At 66.8% G+C, this 16,517-nt stretch carries 20 protein-coding genes and 1 riboswitch; of the genes, 10 read left to right on the top strand and 10 right to left on the bottom strand.

What is annotated here, in order from left to right; translation table 11 throughout:
• Positions 1 to 39: 39 nt before the first annotated feature.
• Positions 40 to 1,050, bottom strand: coding sequence for a glucose-6-phosphate dehydrogenase (coenzyme-F420) (gene fgd, locus ACIA75_RS02220; protein WP_397098992.1), 1,011 nt, complete (start codon positions 1,048 to 1,050; stop codon positions 40 to 42).
• Positions 1,051 to 1,254: 204 nt separating this feature from the next.
• Between fgd and ACIA75_RS02215 the strand changes: the two genes are divergently transcribed.
• Positions 1,255 to 2,010: an HAD-IIA family hydrolase gene (locus ACIA75_RS02215; RefSeq protein ID WP_397100847.1), complete on the top strand. Its 756-nt coding sequence runs from the start codon at positions 1,255 to 1,257 to the stop codon at positions 2,008 to 2,010.
• 163 nt (positions 2,011 to 2,173) lie between these two features.
• Here the strand turns inward: ACIA75_RS02215 and ACIA75_RS02210 are convergent, their stop codons facing one another.
• The 3 genes from ACIA75_RS02210 to ACIA75_RS02200 form a co-directional block, all read right to left on the bottom strand.
• Positions 2,174 to 3,388, bottom strand: coding sequence for an O-succinylhomoserine sulfhydrylase (locus tag ACIA75_RS02210; protein ID WP_397098990.1), 1,215 nt, complete (start codon positions 3,386 to 3,388; stop codon positions 2,174 to 2,176).
• Entirely contained in the window at positions 3,385 to 3,801 is a 417-nt protein-coding gene (locus tag ACIA75_RS02205; protein WP_397098988.1) for a rhodanese-like domain-containing protein, read from the bottom strand. The genes ACIA75_RS02210 and ACIA75_RS02205 overlap by 4 nt, the downstream gene beginning before the upstream one ends.
• A 17-nt stretch (positions 3,802 to 3,818) precedes the next feature.
• A riboswitch (SAM riboswitch) is annotated at positions 3,819 to 3,931 on the bottom strand.
• A 64-nt stretch (positions 3,932 to 3,995) separates the two neighbouring features.
• Positions 3,996 to 4,466, bottom strand: a complete 471-nt coding sequence (locus tag ACIA75_RS02200) for a hypothetical protein (protein WP_397098986.1) — start codon at positions 4,464 to 4,466, stop codon at positions 3,996 to 3,998.
• Between the two features lie 230 nt (positions 4,467 to 4,696).
• Between ACIA75_RS02200 and ACIA75_RS02195 the strand changes: the two genes are divergently transcribed.
• Together ACIA75_RS02195 and ACIA75_RS02190 are read left to right on the top strand one after the other, a co-directional pair.
• Positions 4,697 to 6,085 (top strand): FAD-dependent oxidoreductase, encoded by a 1,389-nt coding sequence (locus ACIA75_RS02195; protein ID WP_397098984.1) that lies wholly within the window; start codon positions 4,697 to 4,699, stop codon positions 6,083 to 6,085.
• 73 nt (positions 6,086 to 6,158) lie between these two features.
• Entirely contained in the window at positions 6,159 to 7,043 is an 885-nt protein-coding gene (locus ACIA75_RS02190) for an amidohydrolase family protein (protein ID WP_397098982.1), read from the top strand.
• Between the two features lie 99 nt (positions 7,044 to 7,142).
• Here the strand turns inward: ACIA75_RS02190 and ACIA75_RS02185 are convergent, their stop codons facing one another.
• Together ACIA75_RS02185 and ACIA75_RS02180 are read right to left on the bottom strand one after the other, a co-directional pair.
• Entirely contained in the window at positions 7,143 to 7,625 is a 483-nt protein-coding gene (locus tag ACIA75_RS02185) for a DUF456 domain-containing protein (RefSeq protein WP_397098980.1), read from the bottom strand.
• Between the two features lie 168 nt (positions 7,626 to 7,793).
• Complete coding sequence (locus tag ACIA75_RS02180) at positions 7,794 to 8,693, bottom strand: helix-turn-helix transcriptional regulator (RefSeq protein WP_397098978.1); 900 nt, start codon at positions 8,691 to 8,693, stop codon at positions 7,794 to 7,796.
• Positions 8,694 to 8,844: 151 nt separating this feature from the next.
• Here ACIA75_RS02180 and ACIA75_RS02175 point away from each other — a divergent pair, with 151 nt between their 5' ends.
• Positions 8,845 to 9,516: a short chain dehydrogenase gene (locus ACIA75_RS02175; RefSeq protein WP_397098976.1), complete on the top strand. Its 672-nt coding sequence runs from the start codon at positions 8,845 to 8,847 to the stop codon at positions 9,514 to 9,516.
• 260 nt (positions 9,517 to 9,776) lie between these two features.
• Here ACIA75_RS02175 and ACIA75_RS02170 read toward each other — a convergent pair whose 3' ends face one another.
• A complete protein-coding gene (locus ACIA75_RS02170) occupies positions 9,777 to 10,313 on the bottom strand; it encodes a TetR/AcrR family transcriptional regulator (protein ID WP_397098974.1) in 537 nt (178 codons plus the stop codon).
• A gap of 89 nt (positions 10,314 to 10,402) precedes the next feature.
• Between ACIA75_RS02170 and ACIA75_RS02165 the strand changes: the two genes are divergently transcribed.
• A complete protein-coding gene (locus ACIA75_RS02165) occupies positions 10,403 to 11,353 on the top strand; it encodes a zinc-binding alcohol dehydrogenase family protein (protein ID WP_397098972.1) in 951 nt (316 codons plus the stop codon).
• Between the two features lie 33 nt (positions 11,354 to 11,386).
• On the opposite strand, the gene ACIA75_RS02160 is transcribed toward ACIA75_RS02165, so the two are convergent.
• Positions 11,387 to 11,653, bottom strand: coding sequence for a hypothetical protein (locus ACIA75_RS02160; protein WP_397098970.1), 267 nt, complete (start codon positions 11,651 to 11,653; stop codon positions 11,387 to 11,389).
• A gap of 18 nt (positions 11,654 to 11,671) precedes the next feature.
• Positions 11,672 to 12,280, bottom strand: a complete 609-nt coding sequence (locus ACIA75_RS02155; RefSeq protein ID WP_397098968.1) for a TetR/AcrR family transcriptional regulator — start codon at positions 12,278 to 12,280, stop codon at positions 11,672 to 11,674.
• Positions 12,281 to 12,375: 95 nt separating this feature from the next.
• On the opposite strand from ACIA75_RS02155, the gene ACIA75_RS02150 reads away from it, so the two are divergent.
• The 4 genes from ACIA75_RS02150 to ACIA75_RS02135 all read left to right on the top strand — a co-directional run bounded on the left by ACIA75_RS02150 (position 12,376) and on the right by ACIA75_RS02135 (position 15,382).
• Positions 12,376 to 13,257, top strand: a complete 882-nt coding sequence (locus tag ACIA75_RS02150) for an alpha/beta fold hydrolase (RefSeq protein ID WP_397098966.1) — start codon at positions 12,376 to 12,378, stop codon at positions 13,255 to 13,257.
• A gap of 115 nt (positions 13,258 to 13,372) precedes the next feature.
• The gene (locus tag ACIA75_RS02145) at positions 13,373 to 14,302 is read left to right on the top strand and encodes an ABC transporter ATP-binding protein (RefSeq protein WP_397098964.1); all 930 of its coding nucleotides are present in this window, start codon (positions 13,373 to 13,375) and stop codon (positions 14,300 to 14,302) included.
• Positions 14,299 to 15,150, top strand: a complete 852-nt coding sequence (locus ACIA75_RS02140; RefSeq protein WP_397098962.1) for an ABC transporter permease — start codon at positions 14,299 to 14,301, stop codon at positions 15,148 to 15,150. Before ACIA75_RS02145 ends, ACIA75_RS02140 begins: the two co-directional genes overlap by 4 nt.
• Positions 15,140 to 15,382 (top strand): helix-turn-helix transcriptional regulator, encoded by a 243-nt coding sequence (locus tag ACIA75_RS02135; RefSeq protein ID WP_397098960.1) that lies wholly within the window; start codon positions 15,140 to 15,142, stop codon positions 15,380 to 15,382. Before ACIA75_RS02140 ends, ACIA75_RS02135 begins: the two co-directional genes overlap by 11 nt.
• A 63-nt stretch (positions 15,383 to 15,445) precedes the next feature.
• On the opposite strand, the gene ACIA75_RS02130 is transcribed toward ACIA75_RS02135, so the two are convergent.
• Positions 15,446 to 15,823 (bottom strand): MerR family transcriptional regulator, encoded by a 378-nt coding sequence (locus ACIA75_RS02130; RefSeq protein WP_397098958.1) that lies wholly within the window; start codon positions 15,821 to 15,823, stop codon positions 15,446 to 15,448.
• 52 nt (positions 15,824 to 15,875) lie between these two features.
• Between ACIA75_RS02130 and ACIA75_RS02125 the strand changes: the two genes are divergently transcribed.
• Positions 15,876 to 16,505 carry an NAD(P)H-dependent oxidoreductase gene (locus ACIA75_RS02125; protein ID WP_397098956.1) on the top strand — a complete coding sequence of 210 codons (630 nt, stop codon included), beginning with the start codon at positions 15,876 to 15,878 and terminating at the stop codon, positions 16,503 to 16,505.
• The last annotated feature ends 12 nt before the right edge of the window (positions 16,506 to 16,517 follow it).

Raw genomic sequence — 16,517 nt, 5'->3', positions numbered from 1 at the left:
TTCCCCGCGCCGCCCACGGCGGCGCGGGGCGAACCTGCGCTACCCGAGCTTGTGCAGGCGCGGCGCCAGGTCGCGCTGGAACAGGTCCAGGAACCGCCGCTGGTCGTGACCGGGTGCGTGGAACACCAGGTGGTTCAGGCCCGCGTCCACATACGGCTTGATCAGCTCGACCGCCTGGTCCGGGTCGCTGGCGACGATCCAGCGTTTGGCGATCTGTTCGATCGGCAGCGCGTCGGCCGCTTCCTCCATCTCGATCGGGTCGGTGATGCTGTGCTTCTGTTCCGCCGTCAGCGACAGCGGTGCCCAGAAGCGGGTGTTCTCCAGCGCCAGGTCCGGGTCGGTGTCGTAGGAGATCTTGATTTCGATCATCCGGTCGATCGTCGAGACCTCCCGGTCGACCTTCGCCGCGCCCTCGGCGACCGCCGGCATCAGTTTCTCGGTATAGAGGTCCATGCCTTTGCCGGAGGTGCAGATGAAACCGTCGCCCGCACGCCCCGCGTACCGGGCCACCACCGGCCCGCCGGCCGCGACGTACACCGGGATACCGCCCTCGGGGACGTCGTAGATCGACGCGCCCACCGTCCGGTAGTAGGTGCCGTCGAAATCGGTGCGCGCACCCGTCCACAGGGCCCGCATGAGGTCCACCGATTCCCGCAGGCGGGCGAACCGTTCCTTGAACTCCGGCCATTCCCCGGCGTATCCGGTGGCGATCTCGTTCAGCGCCTCACCGGTACCCACGCCCAGCATCACCCGGCCCGGATACAGGCAGCCCATGGTCGCGAAAGCCTGCGCGATCACGGCCGGGTTGTATCGGAAGGTCGGGGTGAGCACCGAGGTGCCGAGCATGATCCGTTCGGTGCGTTCACCTGCGGCGGCCATCCAGGCCAGCGAGAACGGCGCATGGCCGCCCTTGTGCCGCCACGGCTGGAAATGATCGCTGACCGTGGCGCTGTCGAGGCCGTGTTCCTCGGCCAGCACCGCCAGTTCCACCAGTTCACGGGGTCCGAATTGTTCGGCCGACGCCTTGTACCCGAGCTTGAGCTCACCCATGTTGCGCCACTCCTGTCGCCTTGTGATCGGACAGTTTCCGGTCCGGCTTCGACCATAACCAGCACGCTGAACAGCCGTGCCCGGTGGTCCGGATCACCGGGCACACGCCGTGAGTTCCGGGCGCGGCATACCCACCACCGACGGAGTGAAGCGCAGAATTGACGGGTGAGTACAGATGACCCGATCCTGTCCTACCTCACCGATATGGACGGTGTGCTGGTATCCGAGGACCATATGGTGCCCGGTGCGGATGAATTCCTGGCCGAACTGCGGTCCGAGGAGATCCCCTTCCTGGTTCTGACCAACAATTCCATCCGCACCCCACGCGACCTGCAGGCCCGGCTCCGGCAGACGGGGCTGGACATCCCGGAACAGTCGATCTGGACCTCGGCCCTGGCCACCGCGAGTTTCCTGAATGAGCAGCGGCCGGGCGGGACGGCGTACGTGGTCGGTGAGTCCGGCCTCACCACCGCTTTGCACGAGATCGGCTACGTGCTGACCGAGGTCGACCCCGATTACGTGGTGCTGGGCGAGACCCGCACCTACTCGTTCGAGGCGATCACCACCGCGATCCGGCTGGTCGAACGAGGCGCCCGTTTCATAGCCACCAACCCAGACCCGACCGGCCCGTCCCGCGACGGTGTACTGCCCGCGACCGGTTCGGTAGCGGCCCTGATCACCCGCGCGACCGGCCGCGACCCGTACTACATCGGCAAACCGAACCCGTTGATGATGCGCTCGGCACTGCGCCGGATCGACGCCCATTCGCAGACCAGCGTGATGATCGGCGACCGGATGGACACCGACGTCATCTCGGGGATGGAGGCCGGAATGCGCACCATCCTGGTGACCACCGGGATCTCGACGAAGATGTCGGTCGAACACTTCCCCTACCGGCCGACCACGGTGCTCAACTCGGTCGCCGAACTGGTGGGGCGGGTACGCACTCCGTTCACCTGACGATCAGGGGCCCGTGATGCATCGGCCGGATCGGAAAATTCGGACTCAACGGACGAGCTCCAGTTCGGACCGACTCGGTATCGGCATCGATCCTGCCGGTGCAGTCGCCCGATGCCATAACGAAACCGGTGCCGCGGGCGCTCATTCACGACGGTGAACTCGGTCAGCCCAATGCTCGGTCGAGATCGCCGAGGAGATCTTCGATATCTTCCAGGCCGATCGAGATTCGCACCACCGCGTCCGACAATCCGATCGAGGCCCGGCCTTCCGGACCCATTGCCCGATGCGTGGTGGTCGCGGGATGAGTGATGAGGGATTTGGCGTCGCCGAGATTGTTGGAAATATCGATGATCCGCAATCCATTGAGCATCTCGAAAGCTCGGGCCTTGGCCGCTTCGGCGGATGCTTTCAGTTCGAAGGTCACCACCGTCCCGCCGCCGCTCATCTGGTCCGCGGCCAGCTTGTATTGCGGGTGGGATTCCAGGAACGGGTAGCGCACCCAGCTCACCGCCGGGTGTTCGTCCAGATACCGCGCGATGCGCAGCGCGGACTCGGTCGACTGCCGGACCCGCAGCGGCATGGTTTCCAAGCCCTTGAGCAGCGTCCACGCATTGAACGGGCTCAGTGCCGGACCGGTGTGCCGCATGAGGGTTTTGACCGGACCCTCGATGTACTCCTCCGACCCGAGGATCGCCCCGCCGAGCACCCGGCCCTGGCCGTCGATGTGCTTGGTGCCGGAGTACACGATCACATCCGCGCCGAGTTCGAACCCGCGTTGCAGCAGCGGCGTGGCGAATACGTTGTCCAGCACCACCTTCGCGCCCGCGGCGTGCGCGAGTTCACAGACCTTGCGCACGTCGACCAGGGTCTGCATCGGGTTGGCCGGGGTTTCGAAGAACACCGCGGCGGTGGGTTCGGCCAGCGCCGCTTCCCACTGGTCGAGATCTTCACCGTCGACGAAAACCGTCTCGATACCCCAGCGCGGCAGGATTTCGTTGCACACCACGAAACACGATCCGAACAGGCTGCGTGCGGCGACCAGCCGGTCACCCGCCTTCAGGAGCGCGCCGAGCGCGACGAACACTGCGGACATACCGCTGGCGGTCGCGAAACACGCTTCGGCACCGTCGAGCAGCCGCATCCGTTCCTGGAACATGGCCACCGTCGGGTTCCCGTAGCGGGAGTACACGTAATGCGGGGACTCGCCGGTGAACGCCGCCTCGGCGGCTTCGGCGCTGGCGTAGACGAAGCCCGAGTTCAGGTACAGCGCTTCGGAGGTCTCCTCGAAGCCGGACCGGCTCAGGCCGCCGCGCACACCCAGCGTGGCCGGGCCGACACCCTCGGGCAGCGCGCGTTCGAACGCACCACCGCTGATCACGACTGCCGCCAGGGCAGTCCGTGGGCCCGCCAGCCGGCGCCGCCGCGGTGCCCGAACTCGTCGAGGTGGCCTTCGAATCCTTCGGAGATGTTGTATGCGGGCGCGATACCGGCGCCGGTCGCCGCGTCGGCGGCATGCGCCGAACGCTGACCCGAGCGGCACAGGAAGAGCACCGGGGCGTCGGCCGGCCGGTCGCCCAGCGCCGAGCGCAACTGATCGAGGAATTCCGTGTTGCGCGCCCCGGTGGCATCGACCCACTCCACCAGCAGTGTCGGCTTGGCGATGGGGCTCGTGTCGGGAACGCCGACGAACTTCCATTCGGCTTCGGTGCGCACGTCCACGAGGACGGCGTCCGGATTCTCGGCCAGCAGTTCCCAGGCCTGCTGTGGACCGATATCACCTGCATAACTCATACGTGGTACCTCCTGCGAATCCGCACTTGCCGCATCCGTTCGATGCGTGCCAGGTCGTCACCCGGAGCACCCCACCGCGGAGGAGGGTTGCCGACCAGCGAGCCGGGGCTTGGCGCTGGCACTCATGACCTAAGCAATGAGATTGCCCGGCCTGAGCGGACCCTGTCAAACCCCGGTTGACACCCGGCGGGAAATCATTCGATCGGCTGGTTGCACACCCGCCACTCGCCGTCGGTGTGGAACAGCCACCAGGTCGAGGTTGCTTCCGCGTCCTCCACCCGGCTGGTCACTTCGATGGTCGCGTTGTCGCCGTTGACTTGGACCGGGCCGAATTTCGTGATCTCGACGTCTTTTCCGGTCTCGCCGGGCATGAGCCGTCCGGCCAGCGGTGAGCGGGCGGGAACGAATCCCGGGCAGACCGCTTCGCGCGGCGGTTCCGGACCGTAGCGGCTGCTCACTTGGGCGAAGTCGCGGACCGCGCCCGCGATCCGGTCGGAATCTGTGACATTTTTCTCAACGGGCGACAGTAGGCCCATCAGCAGGATGCCGCCCAGGATCAGGGCCGCGATCACCGCGGCCACGGCGAACGGCGTGATCGTGCGCCGTGCCGGGGTGGTATCCGGGTCGGCGTCCGACGGGTCGTCGGCGGGTCCGGCATCGCTCATACCGATGATCATCCCTGGTCCCGGGATCGATGGTGCGCCCACACCCCGATAGAATTGCGAGTGACCGCGGGTGGACGGCACAGCAGTCGCCGCGGAGACGTGGGAAGACGTGCAGCGAACCGGCTGCCCCGGGACGGCGCGAGAACGGCGCATACGGGCCACGCGTCAACTTAGCCTAAGCTAAGTACAACGCCAGTGATTCTTTCGACCGATAAGGGTGCGCGTAACAGATGACCGAGCAGAAGGAAGCGAATCGCCCGCTTCGGATCGCGATCGTGGGGGCTGGTCCGGCGGGGATCTATGCCGCTGACGCGTTGATGAAGTCGGATGCCGAGGTTTCGATCGACCTGTTCGAGCGGATGCCGGCGCCGTTCGGTCTGATCCGTTACGGTGTCGCGCCGGACCATCCGCGGATCAAGGGGATCGTGACCGCGCTGCACAAGGTCCTGGACAAGGAACAGGTGCGGCTGCTGGGCAATATCGATTACGGCACCGATATCACCCTGTCGGATCTGCGGCGTTTCTACGACGCGGTGATCTTCTCCACCGGCGCCAACGCCGACCGGGCGTTGCCTATCCCGGGTATCGACCTGGACGGTTCCTACGGTGCCGCCGATTTCGTGTCCTGGTACGACGGGCATCCGGATGTGCCGCGCACCTGGCCGCTGGACGCGGAGAAGGTGGCGGTGCTGGGGGTGGGCAATGTCGCGCTCGATGTGGCGCGGGTGCTCGCCAAGACCGGTGACGAACTGCTGCCGACCGAGATCCCGCCGAACGTCTACGAGGGCCTGAAGGGCAACAAGGCTGTCGAGGTGCACGTCTTCGGCCGCCGCGGGCCGGCGCAGGCCAAGTTCACCCCGCTCGAGCTGCGTGAACTCGACCATTCGCCCACGATCGAGGTGATCGTGGATCCCGAGGACATCGACTACGACGAGGGTTCCGAAGCCGCGCGCCGGCATTCCAAGCAGGTCGATATGGTCGCCAACACCCTCGAACAGTGGGCGATCCGGGATCAGGGCGACCGTCCACACAAGCTGTTCCTGCACTTCTTCGAATCACCCGCCGAGATCGTGGGCGAGGACGGCAAGGTCGTGGGCCTGCGTACCGAGCGCACCCAGCTCGACGGCACCGGCAACGTGAAGGGTACCGGGAATTTCCGGGACTGGGATGTGCAGGCCATCTACCGGGCCGTGGGCTACCTGTCGCAGAACATCTCCGAACTGCCGTTCGACGATCAGGCCGGCGTGATCCCGAACGAGGCCGGTCGCGTACTGGTCGACGAGAACGCCGACGGTGCCGCCCGCTTCATGCCCGGCACCTATGTGACCGGCTGGATCAAGCGTGGCCCGGTCGGCCTGATCGGCCACACCAAGGGCGATGCCAACGAGACGGTGGCCTGCCTGCTGGACGACAGCAAGAATTTCGCCCCGGCCGAGCATCCGGAACTGGACGCGGTGACCGAGTTCCTCGAGGGCCGCGGTATCCCGTTCACCACGTGGGCCGGCTGGTACCGCCTCGACGCACACGAGCGGTCGCTGGGTGAGCCGGAGGGCCGCGAGCGGGTCAAGGTCGTCGAGCGCGAGGACATGCTGCGGGCCAGCGAACCGCACAAGGTGTAGATCCGAGCCCGCTCCGACCACCCAGAGCTGGGAGGGGCGGGCATCACCACGACATATCAGGCATTCTGTATCCGTGTTCGATGCCCATGTACACATCATCGATCCGCGTTTTCCGCTGATCGAAAATGAGGGCTACCTACCGGAGCCTTATACGATCGCCGACTACCGCCGCCGGATGTCCCGGTTCCAGCCGTCCGGCGGCGCGGTGGTCAGTGCGTCCTTCCAGGGCAACGACCAGAGCTATCTGCGGGCCGCGCTGGCCGAACTCGGACCCGGCTGGGTCGGGGTGACCCGGCTCGATCTGGATGCCTCCGATTCCGAGATCCTCGATCTGCACGAGGCCGGGGTGCGGGCGGTGCGGTTCAACCTGAAACGTGCCGCCACCGATATCACGGGAATGACCCGGCAGGCGCTGCGCGCCCACGAGCTGGTGGGCTGGCATGTGGAGATCTACGTCGACGGCCAGATGCTGGCCTCGCTGCAGCCGGTGATCCTGAAACTGCCGAAGGTGTCCATCGACCATCTCGGCATGTCCGAGGTGGGCCTGTCCTACCTGCTGGACCTGGTCGACCGCGGGGCCCGGGTGAAGGCGACCGGTTTCGGCCGGGTCGATATGAATGTCGCGACCGCCCTGCGCCGGATCCACACGGTGAACCCCGAAGCGCTCATGTTCGGCAGCGACCTGCCCGGCACCCGCGCGGGCCGCCCGTTCCGGGAAGCCGATGTGGAGCTGATACGCGAGGTGGTCGGCACCGATATGAACGCGGTACTCGAGGACAACGCCCGCGCGTTCTACGGCCTGCCCCCCATCGACCGCGCCCCCGAGGACCCCACCCCGACGCTCCCCCTGTTCGCGCCGCCGCTGCGGGAGCTCGACCACCGCCCCGCCGGCGACGGCACCACCCGGCCCCTCCCGGTCTTGGGTCCCCGGCCCTGGCGCGCACCTCATCGAGAGTGACGGCCCGGAAGACGCGGAAACCGCGGTTCATATCCCGGCCGGGATGTGCACCGCCGGCGCCTGAGAAAGGGCGGTGTCCGGCAATCTGTACCCGAGTGATCAGGCGGCGATCGCCCCGACTACCCAGACCCCGCTCGCGAGCAGCGCGCCCAGCAGTTCCACCAGGATCGACAGACCCACGCCCTTGATCGCATGCTTGCTCGACACCCAGGCCTGCCGGTTGTCGGGCATCCGGGCCATCTCCGAGAGATACACGCCCACAACGAAACCCACGAACAGGCCGACCACCGGGATGACGAAGAACCCGACGATCCCCGCGAGCCCGCCCAGCAGCAAGGTCCGGTTGGGGATCCCCGCTTCCTTCAAATTCCGCCCGGGCCAGGTGTATTTCACGACGCCCGAGATCACCAGCAGCAGTGTGCTGATCCCCAGCACGACCCACGCCGTCACCCCGCCGGTGAGGAATGCCCACACCGCGACCGCCGCGAAGATCAGGATCACCCCCGGCAGAATCGGCACCACGATGCCGACCAGGCCGACCAGAATTACCAGGCCGACAATGATTTCGCCCCATACGCTCACCGAACCAACGTATCCCGGAACCACGGTGCGCGGGTATCCGGGAAACCCCTGAGCACGGTCTTCGCGAGCGGTTCACCCGCTGGTAGTCCGGCCGTCGGCGGACAGGCGGTATGCGCACCGCTTGGTTCGCAGACGCCGGGTGGTCGTTCGCCGGCACGGCGAATGCGGTCAGATACTCGGTGTGGACTGCGAGATCCTGGTCGACGGTGGAGCAGGAGTGGTGGTGGTCAGTTCGGCGAGCATGCGCAGGGCGGCTTCGGAGGGTGAGCCCGGCTCGGCATTGAACACCGCCACGCGTTGTCCCTCGTCGTTCGGCAGGGTCATGAACTCGGTCAGGAGCGCCATGGTGCCGACGAGGGGATGGCGGTAGGTCCGCTCGGCGCCACCGCAGTCGCCCACTGTGTGCGCGGCCCAGAGTTTCGCGAACTCCCGGCTGCCGAGAGTCAGTTCGCCGATCAGGTTGTTCAGCGTGGGGGCCTCGGGATGTTGCCCGGCGATCAATCGCAGGTCGGCGACGGTGGACCGGGCCTTGCGGGGCCAGTCGTCATAGAGGTCACGTGTATGGGGGTCGAGGAACACCATACGAGCGATGTTGGGCCGGTCGCCGGGGCGGTTCGGGGCGTCGAAGTCGAGATGCCCGGCCAGTAGTGCGTGGGCCATCGGATTCCACGCCAGGACGTCGGCGAAGCGCCCCATGACCAGGGCGGGCACGTCCCCGAACGACTCGATCATCAGTCGCACACCGGGCCGCACCTGCTCGGGTTCGCCGGTCCGGCGGCCATTGCGCGACGCCGGCCGGGCCAGCGAATACAGGTGCGCCCGCTCGGCCTCGTCCAAACGCAGGACGCGGGCTACGGCGTCGAGAACGGCGTCCGAGGCATTGGGGCTCTGTCCCTGTTCGAGACGGGTGTAGTAGCCGGCGCTGACTCCGGCGAGCTGAGCCAGCTCTTCTCGGCGCAGGCCGGGTACCCGGCGCCGGCCCCCGTACGCGGGAAGCCCGGCGTCGTCCGGCCGGAGCCGTGCCCGCCTCGATCGCAGGAACTCACCGAGCTCCGGACGTGTGCTCATGCGTACCAGTGTCGCGTATCCGTGGCCGCCGAGCCTGCACCTGCCGGATGTAGTCACCACAGGTGTACATCCGGCAGAGGGCTGGGCCCGGGACGGTCATCGTCGCAGGCTGGTTTCCGCAACGAGCTGGACCGGAAGAAAAGGACACGTGATGAAGATTCTGGTGATCGGCGCGACCGGGACCATCGGCAGTGCCGTCGCCGATGGGTTGGCGGCACGCCATGAGGTAGTGCGTGCCTCCCGCCGTGGACCGGTGCGGGTGGATATGGCTGACACAGCGACGATGGACGCCCTGTTCGCGGAGGTCGGAACCGTGGACGCGGTGGTGTGCTGTGCCGCGAGCGGCGGCCTGACACCACTGAATGCCTTGTCGGACAAAGAATTCTGGAGCGGTCTCGACGGAAAACTCGTCGGGCAGGTGAATCTGGTCCGGCACGCGCTCGTCCATGTCCGGGACGGTGGATCCGTCACGCTCACCAGCGGCCGGTTCGCCGAACCCGTCCCGGGGAGCTCCCTCGGCTACCTGGTCAACGCAGGTCTGGAGGCGTTCGTGCAGGCCGCGGCGACCGAGATGCCGCGCGGAATCCGCCTGAATACCGTCAGCCCCGGCTGGGTCCGCGAAACCCTCCTCGGCCTGGGCCTGGATCCAGCTGCCGGCACCCCGGTGGCCGATATCGCCCGCGTCTATACGGTCGCCGTGGAAGGCGCTCCCCACGGCCGCACTCTCACCGTCCCCGCAACCGAACCGCCGGATCACCAGCCGACCACCTCTGCCCACGCCAGTACCCGTCCGCCGAACCCGATACGGTCCACCGGACGTTGAACGTCTCGGCTTGCCACCGGTACGCGGGTGAATCAGCCGGTCCTCAGCGCCGGACGTGCCGCCACGCGCAGATACTGATCACGCTCATCGCCACGAAGCCGATCCAGAAGGGTAGCGAGTCCGGCGGCCGAGTTCACGCAGCGAGATACCGGACGATTGCCGCGCTGCCCGCAGGATTGCGCCTGTTCCTGGCTCCATCTCCCCTCCATGGCCGCAAACACCTGTCAACACCCACTGTCTGGCCAGGGTATGCCGCATCTCTATCCCGGCGGGTCGAGTCCGAGCACGCGTGCGGTGAGGTCCAGGACGCCGGCGCGGTGGCGCTGGGTACCGACGAAGTCCGTGAGGTCCGGGCGCATGCTCGAGAACAGGGCCAGGGTCAGGAATTCCGCGTCGGCATCGGGGTCGAGCTGGGCGATGAGTTCGGTGAGCTGATTACGCCAGGGCGCCCAGGTGTCGGAGTTGCACCCGTCGGGCATGGCGCGGGTGAGTGGTTGCAGTTCGACGGCGGTGAGGTCGAAAACCGCAGCTACGTAGGCCAGTATTCGTTCGCTCACCGGAACTGTCGTATCTGCCGCCTGGTCGCGCGCCACGGTCCACGCGCGCTGGGTCCGGTCGTCGAACAGCGCACGGATCAGGCCTTCGCGGTCGGTGAACCGACGGAACAGCGTGCCCTTGCCGACTCCGGCGGCCGCCGCGATCTCGTCCATGGAGACGTTGGCGAGTTTGTCGTCGCAGATCAGGCGCCCGGCCACGGCGAGGATCGCGGCGCGGTTGCGTTCGGCGTCGGCGCGCATCGGGAGCCTCCTGTTGACATAAGCGGACTGTTGGTCCGTATGATAGCGGGCGGTAAACGGACTGATAGTCCGGAACGAGAGGTGGAGTTATGCGTGCCGTTCGCTATCACGAGTACGGGCCCCCGGAAGTGCTGCGAATCGAAGAAGTCGACGATCCGGTACCGGGTGCCGGCGAACTGCTCGTCCGGACCGTGGCCACCGGCGTGAACTACTTCGAGGTCCAGGTGCGTGCCGGTGCCCTTCCGGACCCGCTCGGCCTACCGCTACCGCATACGCCGGGAATCGAGGTGGCCGGAACGGTGACCGCGGTCGGTGCCGGGGTCGAGACGAGCCGGATCGGTGAGCGCGTAGTCGCGACCGTGGGCTCCGGCAGCTACGCCGAACTCGTGGTCGTGCCTGCCGCGAATGCCCGGCCGCTCGATGAACGACTCGGGGAGCATCAGGCGCTGGCGCTGCTCGGCCAAGGTGCGACGGCCGTGGGTCTGGCCGAGGTGGCCGAACTCGGCCCGGCCGATACGGTGCTGGTCGAGGCCGCGGGCGGCGGTATCGGAACGCTGCTGGTGCAGCTGGCCAAACGGGCGGGAGCCCGGGTGGTCGCCGGGGCCAGCGGAGACGCCAAACGCGCGTTGGCCGCCGACCTGGGCGCCGACACAACTGTGGACTACACACGACCCGGCTGGACCGAAGAAGCCGGCCCGGTATCGGTCGTATTCGAAACCGTCGGCGGGCCGACCGCCCGCGAGGCCTACAGCCTGCTCACCGAACCCGGAGCGCGAATGGTGGTTTTCGGTACCGCGAGCGGAGCGCCGGTCGAAATCGGCTCGGATCTGCTGCTGCCGGTAGGGGCATCGCTGATCCCGTTCAGCCTGGGCTACCGCCCGGAGCGATGGGCCGAGTACATCGGGCGCGCCGAGGAATTGACGGTGCGTGGTGAGATCACGCCGGTGGTGGGAACGGTTCTCCCGCTGGCCGAAGCCCCCACCGCGCACCGTGCCTTCGAGGAGCGCACGGCGCTGGGGAAAACGATCCTCACCGTCTGACCCATCGACCGGCCGTGTGTCGCCCGGTTCCGCCTATGCGAGCGCTACCGTGAGGGTGTCGAACGCACGGACGAGCCGGGCGGGTTCGCGGCTATGTCGCGCCAGAAGTGCCTCCCGGACGGCGCCGGCCTGGGTCCAGCGGCGGGCACGTTCTCGGTCCAGTTCGGCTGCCTCGCAGTAGATATCGAGGTAACGATGCAGGGTGGGGCGTGGGTCGGCTGTTGTCAGCAGGGGCTCGAAGCGCGGACTACCCGGCAGATATGGCGGCAAGCCGAGAACGGTGTCCTCGACCCGGTCCATGGGACCGCGTGGCTCGGTTCAGGTGCGGGTATCGGGTCCGAGGACGCGGTCGAGGAGATGGTCGACGAGGGCGGTCGCGGACTTTGCGGTGTAGTGACCCTGGATCATGCCCTGGGTGATTCCGCCCGCCGCCACCAGGATGAGTTCGGCGTCGAGTTCGTGGTTTGTCCGGCTGGGGAGTGACGGCTCGGCTCGGGCGAGTTGATGAGCAACCAGGGTGACCAGGGCGCGTGGGGCCGCCAGTGTTTCTTCGGTGGTGATCCCCTGACCGGTGATCGCGGCCGCGGCGAAGGCGCCGAGGACGATGGCTTCCTCGCGGCGCTGGTCGTCCAGTGGGAGTAGTTCGGTCAGTACGGCTTTCACGGCCTCGCGGGGTTCGGCGTCCTCGCCCAGGTCGGACCAGCGCCGGGCGAAGCGGGCGCCGGCGTCCTCCATGACCGAGCGGTGGGTGGCGAGTAGGAATTCCTGTTTGGTTCCGAAGTAGTACTGCACCAGCCGCACCGAGAATCCGGCTTCGGCGGCCACCGTCTGGAAGGTCACGGCTTCGAGGCCGCTTGCCGTGATGACGCGGCGCGTCGCGCTGGTGATCTGCTTGCGCCGTACTTCGTGGTCGACCAATCGTGGCACGTGCCCGCCTCTCCTCTCGAACGTCCGAGATTTTGATGGTATAGGCATACCGCTTAGATGATATGCTCGTACCATCAAAACGGGAGAGGATCATCATGCCGAAGCTCGGGCGTTTCACCAGTGCGGAAGCGAAGACCGCCTATTTGCGTCACTACGACGCCGTGGCTGCGCAGTGGCCGGTTTCGTCGGTCGACTCGGATATCGAGACGTCATTCGGGGTCACTCGGGTGCGCAAGTCCGGGAGCGGGGGCGGGGCGCCGATCCTGCTGCTGCCCGGGCTCTCCGGGAACGGTCTGCTGTGGCGTCCGTTCGTTGCGGAGTTCGCGCGTGACCGCGCTGTCTACGCGCCCGATGTCATCGGCTGGCCGGGTCGCTCGGTGCAGACCGCGCCTGTCCGCGACGGTGCCGATATCGCGGAGTGGATGGTCGAGGTGTTCGATGGTCTCGGGCTGGATCGCGTGCACCTGGCCGGTGGATCGATGGGCTCCTGGCTGGCCTCGCAGGTCGGTGTTCATCACCCGGAGCGGCTGGCGAGCCTGACCATGTTCGAACCCAGTGCCGCGACATTCACCAAACCGCCGTTGCGAGTGCTGCTCAAGTTCTTCGGTATGGGTATGCGGCCGAGTCCTGAGGGGATGCGGAAGTTCAATCAGTGGCTGACTCCGGGGGTCGAGCACACTGGCGAAGAGTGGGAAATGATGGTGGCGGGCATGAAGTTCCGGTCCGCCATGCCCTGGGATCGCCCGCTCACCGATGAACAGCTCGCCGCGATCACCGCGCCGATGCTGGTGCTCTACGGCGCCGAGACCGTGATCAACGATCCCGAGGCCGGCGCGCGCCGGGTGCGTGACCATGTCGCCTCGGCCGAGGTAGAGATCTATCCCGGTGCCGGTCACGAACTCCTGTGGGGGATTCCGGATCGCGTCGTTCCCCGATTCCTGGAATTCGTGCGCAAACACGACTCGGTCTGCGCGTGAGCTGATTTCGCCGGGCTACGTCCTTAGCCGAACTCCCCTGGGCCATGGAGTATTGCCGCATCGATATGTAGTACGTATGCTACGAAATGTGGGAGTTAGACGATTGGGAGGTCTCATGGCTTCGGGTGACGGCGTAGTACTCGATGTCGCGGCGCTGCGAATGCGCTACGACACCATCGAGGTACTGCGGGATGTGGCCTTCCAGGCGCGGCGCGGGGAGGTCTTGGTGATGCTCGGGCCGAACGGGGCGGGTAAGACCACCACCATCGAGATTCTGGAGGGGTTCCGCACGCGCTCGGCGGGTGCGGTGAGCGTGCTGGGTGTCGACCCGGCACACGGCGACGAGGCCTGGCGGGCCCGGATCGGTGTGGTGCTGCAGTCCTGGCGTGACCACGCCAAATGGCGGGTGCGGGACCTGCTCGGCCATCTCGGCACCTTCTACCGTCCCTACTCCGACGAGCGGACCCGAAAGCCTTGGGACACCGGCGAACTCATCGAGCTGGTCGGGCTCACCGAGCAGGCGGGTGCCAAGATCTCCACACTGTCGGGTGGTCAGCGCCGGCGGCTCGATGTGGCGATCGGGATCGTCGGCCGGCCGGAGGTGCTGTTCATGGACGAACCCACCGCCGGTTTCGATCCCGCGGCCCGGCGCGATTTCCACGACCTCGTGCACCGCCTGGCCGACCTCGAGGACACCACGGTGCTGCTCACCACCCATGACCTGGACGAGGCGGAGAAGCTCGCCGACCGGATCCTGATCCTGGCCGGTGGGCGCATCATCGCCGACGGGTCGGCCGACGAACTGTCGCGCAGTATCGCCGGGGAAGCGGAGGTGCGCTGGACCGTCGAGGATCAGCGTTTCGTGCACACCACCACGGAGTCCACGAAATTCGTGCACGAACTGTTCAAACAGCACGGCGACCGGATCGGTGACCTCGAGGTCCGCCGGGCGTCGCTGGAAGACACCTATATGACTCTCGTCCGCCGCCACGAATCCGGGGAGCCCGGGGCAGCGGTGCACACTCTCGCGGAGGTCACCCGATGAATCCCACCGCCACCGCCGTGCGCGCCGGTTTCGCCCGCGCTTGGATCGAACTGCGGCAGATGTACGTCAGCGCCCCCGATATCATCGGCCAGTTCATGACGCCCGTACTGTCCCTCGTCGCGCTCTACCTGCTGCGCAACCGGGAGTACTCGGACAGCGGCCTGTCGATCGCCGAACTCGCACTGCCGGGACTGCTCGGCAGCGTCATCGCCTTCAACGGCCTGTTCGCGATCACCAATGTGCTGGTGCTCGACCGCGAGGACGGCACCCTGCTGCGCGCCAAGGCGATACCCAGCGGCATGACCGGCTATTTCGTCGGCAAGGTGACCACCGCGGCCGGATCGGTTCTCGTACAAGTACTCGTCGTGTTCGCGGCCGGCATGCTGATCATCGGAGGGTCCTCGCTGGACACCCCCGGCGACTGGCTGGCCTTCGGCTGGGTCATCCTGCTCGGTCTGCTTGCGACCCTGCCCGCCGGGGCGCTTCTGGGCGGAGTGCTCGAAGGTCCACGCGCGACCTTCCTGCTGACGATGCCGCTGATGGGACTCATCGCGATCTCCGGCATCTACTACCCGATCACGGCGCTGCCGGGCTGGTTGCAGGCCGTCGCCCAGGCGTTCCCGATGTACTGGGCGGGCCTGGGTATGCGCTCGGCACTGCTACCCGCCGAGACCGTGACCATCGAGATCGGCCAATCCTGGCGGCACCTCGAAACCGCCGCGGTACTGGGGGTATGGGCCGTCGCGGGCCTGCTGATCGCGCCGGTAGTGTTGCGACGCATGGCGCGTCACGAATCAGGGTCGAGTATGGCCGCCCGGCGGGAGAAGGCGATGCAGCGTGCCTTCTGAGGTCATCTACAACCGCATCGCGATGCTGCGCGCCGAGCGCGGTATCTCGCGGCGGCAGCTGGCCGAGGCGCTGGGCGTCCACTATCAGACGGTGGGTTACCTCGAACGCGGCGAATACAGCCCCAGCCTCCACCTGGCGTTGCGGATCGCCGCGTTCTTCGAGGTGGCGGTGGAGGTCGTGTTCTCCACGTCGCCCTTTCCCCGGCTCGGATCGGCTTCGGAGCCGGCCTGACGGCACGGCCGGTACTCGACCCAGCACAGCGGTCGGGGCCCGTCGATCGTGCCTGCTACCGCATCAATCCGAGGTGGGGCCGGCCGCCGCCTCGATGCTCGAGCGGAGGCCGAGAATATTGGCCTTCTCGGCCTGGAGCCGGGCAATTCCGGCGTCCAACCGGCTTGTCCGCTCGTCGAGCTGTGCCAGTGCGGCTTCCCGGTCGGCATCGGAGGCGCCGGCGGGATCGATACAGGCGACCTGCAGTATCTCGGAGGCTTCGGACAGTGACAGACCGGAGGCGAGCAAGCAGCGTATGTGGTCCACGATCAGGACATCCTCGGGTCGGTACTTCCGATACCCGTTGGCGTCGCGTTCGGGCGAGAGGATCCCGGCACCCTCGTAGTGCCGGAGCATGCGCGGGGTCGCCCCGGTCGCAAGGCTCAAATCGCGTATCAGCACCCGGCTGCTCTCCTTGACATTGACGTTAGTGTCATAGCTTAGTTTCGCCGGTATGACGAACGAGAAGAGTCGACCGAAGGTGATGCTGGTGGTCGCGCATCCAGACCACGACTCGGCTACCTGGGCGATCGCGCGCGCTCTCGAGCAGGGCATCCGGTCCGACGGAAGCACCGCCGCCACGACCCACGACCTGGTGTCGACCGGGTTCGATCCGGTCTACGGAAAGGCCGATCTGGCGCACCACCGAGGGCTTTCGGGACTGCCTGCCGATGTTCGGCGTGAACAGGAACTACTCGAATCGGCGGAGGTGACCGTCGTCCTCTTTCCCGTCTACTGGTGGTCCATGCCCGCACTCGCCAAAGGCTGGTTCGACCGGGTATTCGGGGCCTACGACGATGTTTCGCACGGTAGCCCGAGCGCGGTGCAGGAACTTCATCTCGTCGCACTGGCCGGTCTCGGTGCAGGTACGTTCGCCCGGCACGGATACAAGACGGCTTTGACGACCCAGACGATGCACGGTATCGCCGACTACTCACAGATCGGCAACTCCTCCATCGAATTCCTCTACGACACCGAATCCAAGGATCCGCACGTCCATGGGCAATTGATCGCCCGGGGGCACAAGATCGGCGCCGAGATGGCGCAGCGTGCGCACACGGCGTACGACCGGGTGGCGGTCTGAGCGGCGGCCGGG

It is taken from the genome of Nocardia sp. NPDC051750 (assembly GCF_044453135.1).
Lineage (GTDB): Bacteria > Actinomycetota > Actinomycetes > Mycobacteriales > Mycobacteriaceae > Nocardia.
This window is presented reverse-complemented; position numbering and strand designations above follow the sequence as displayed.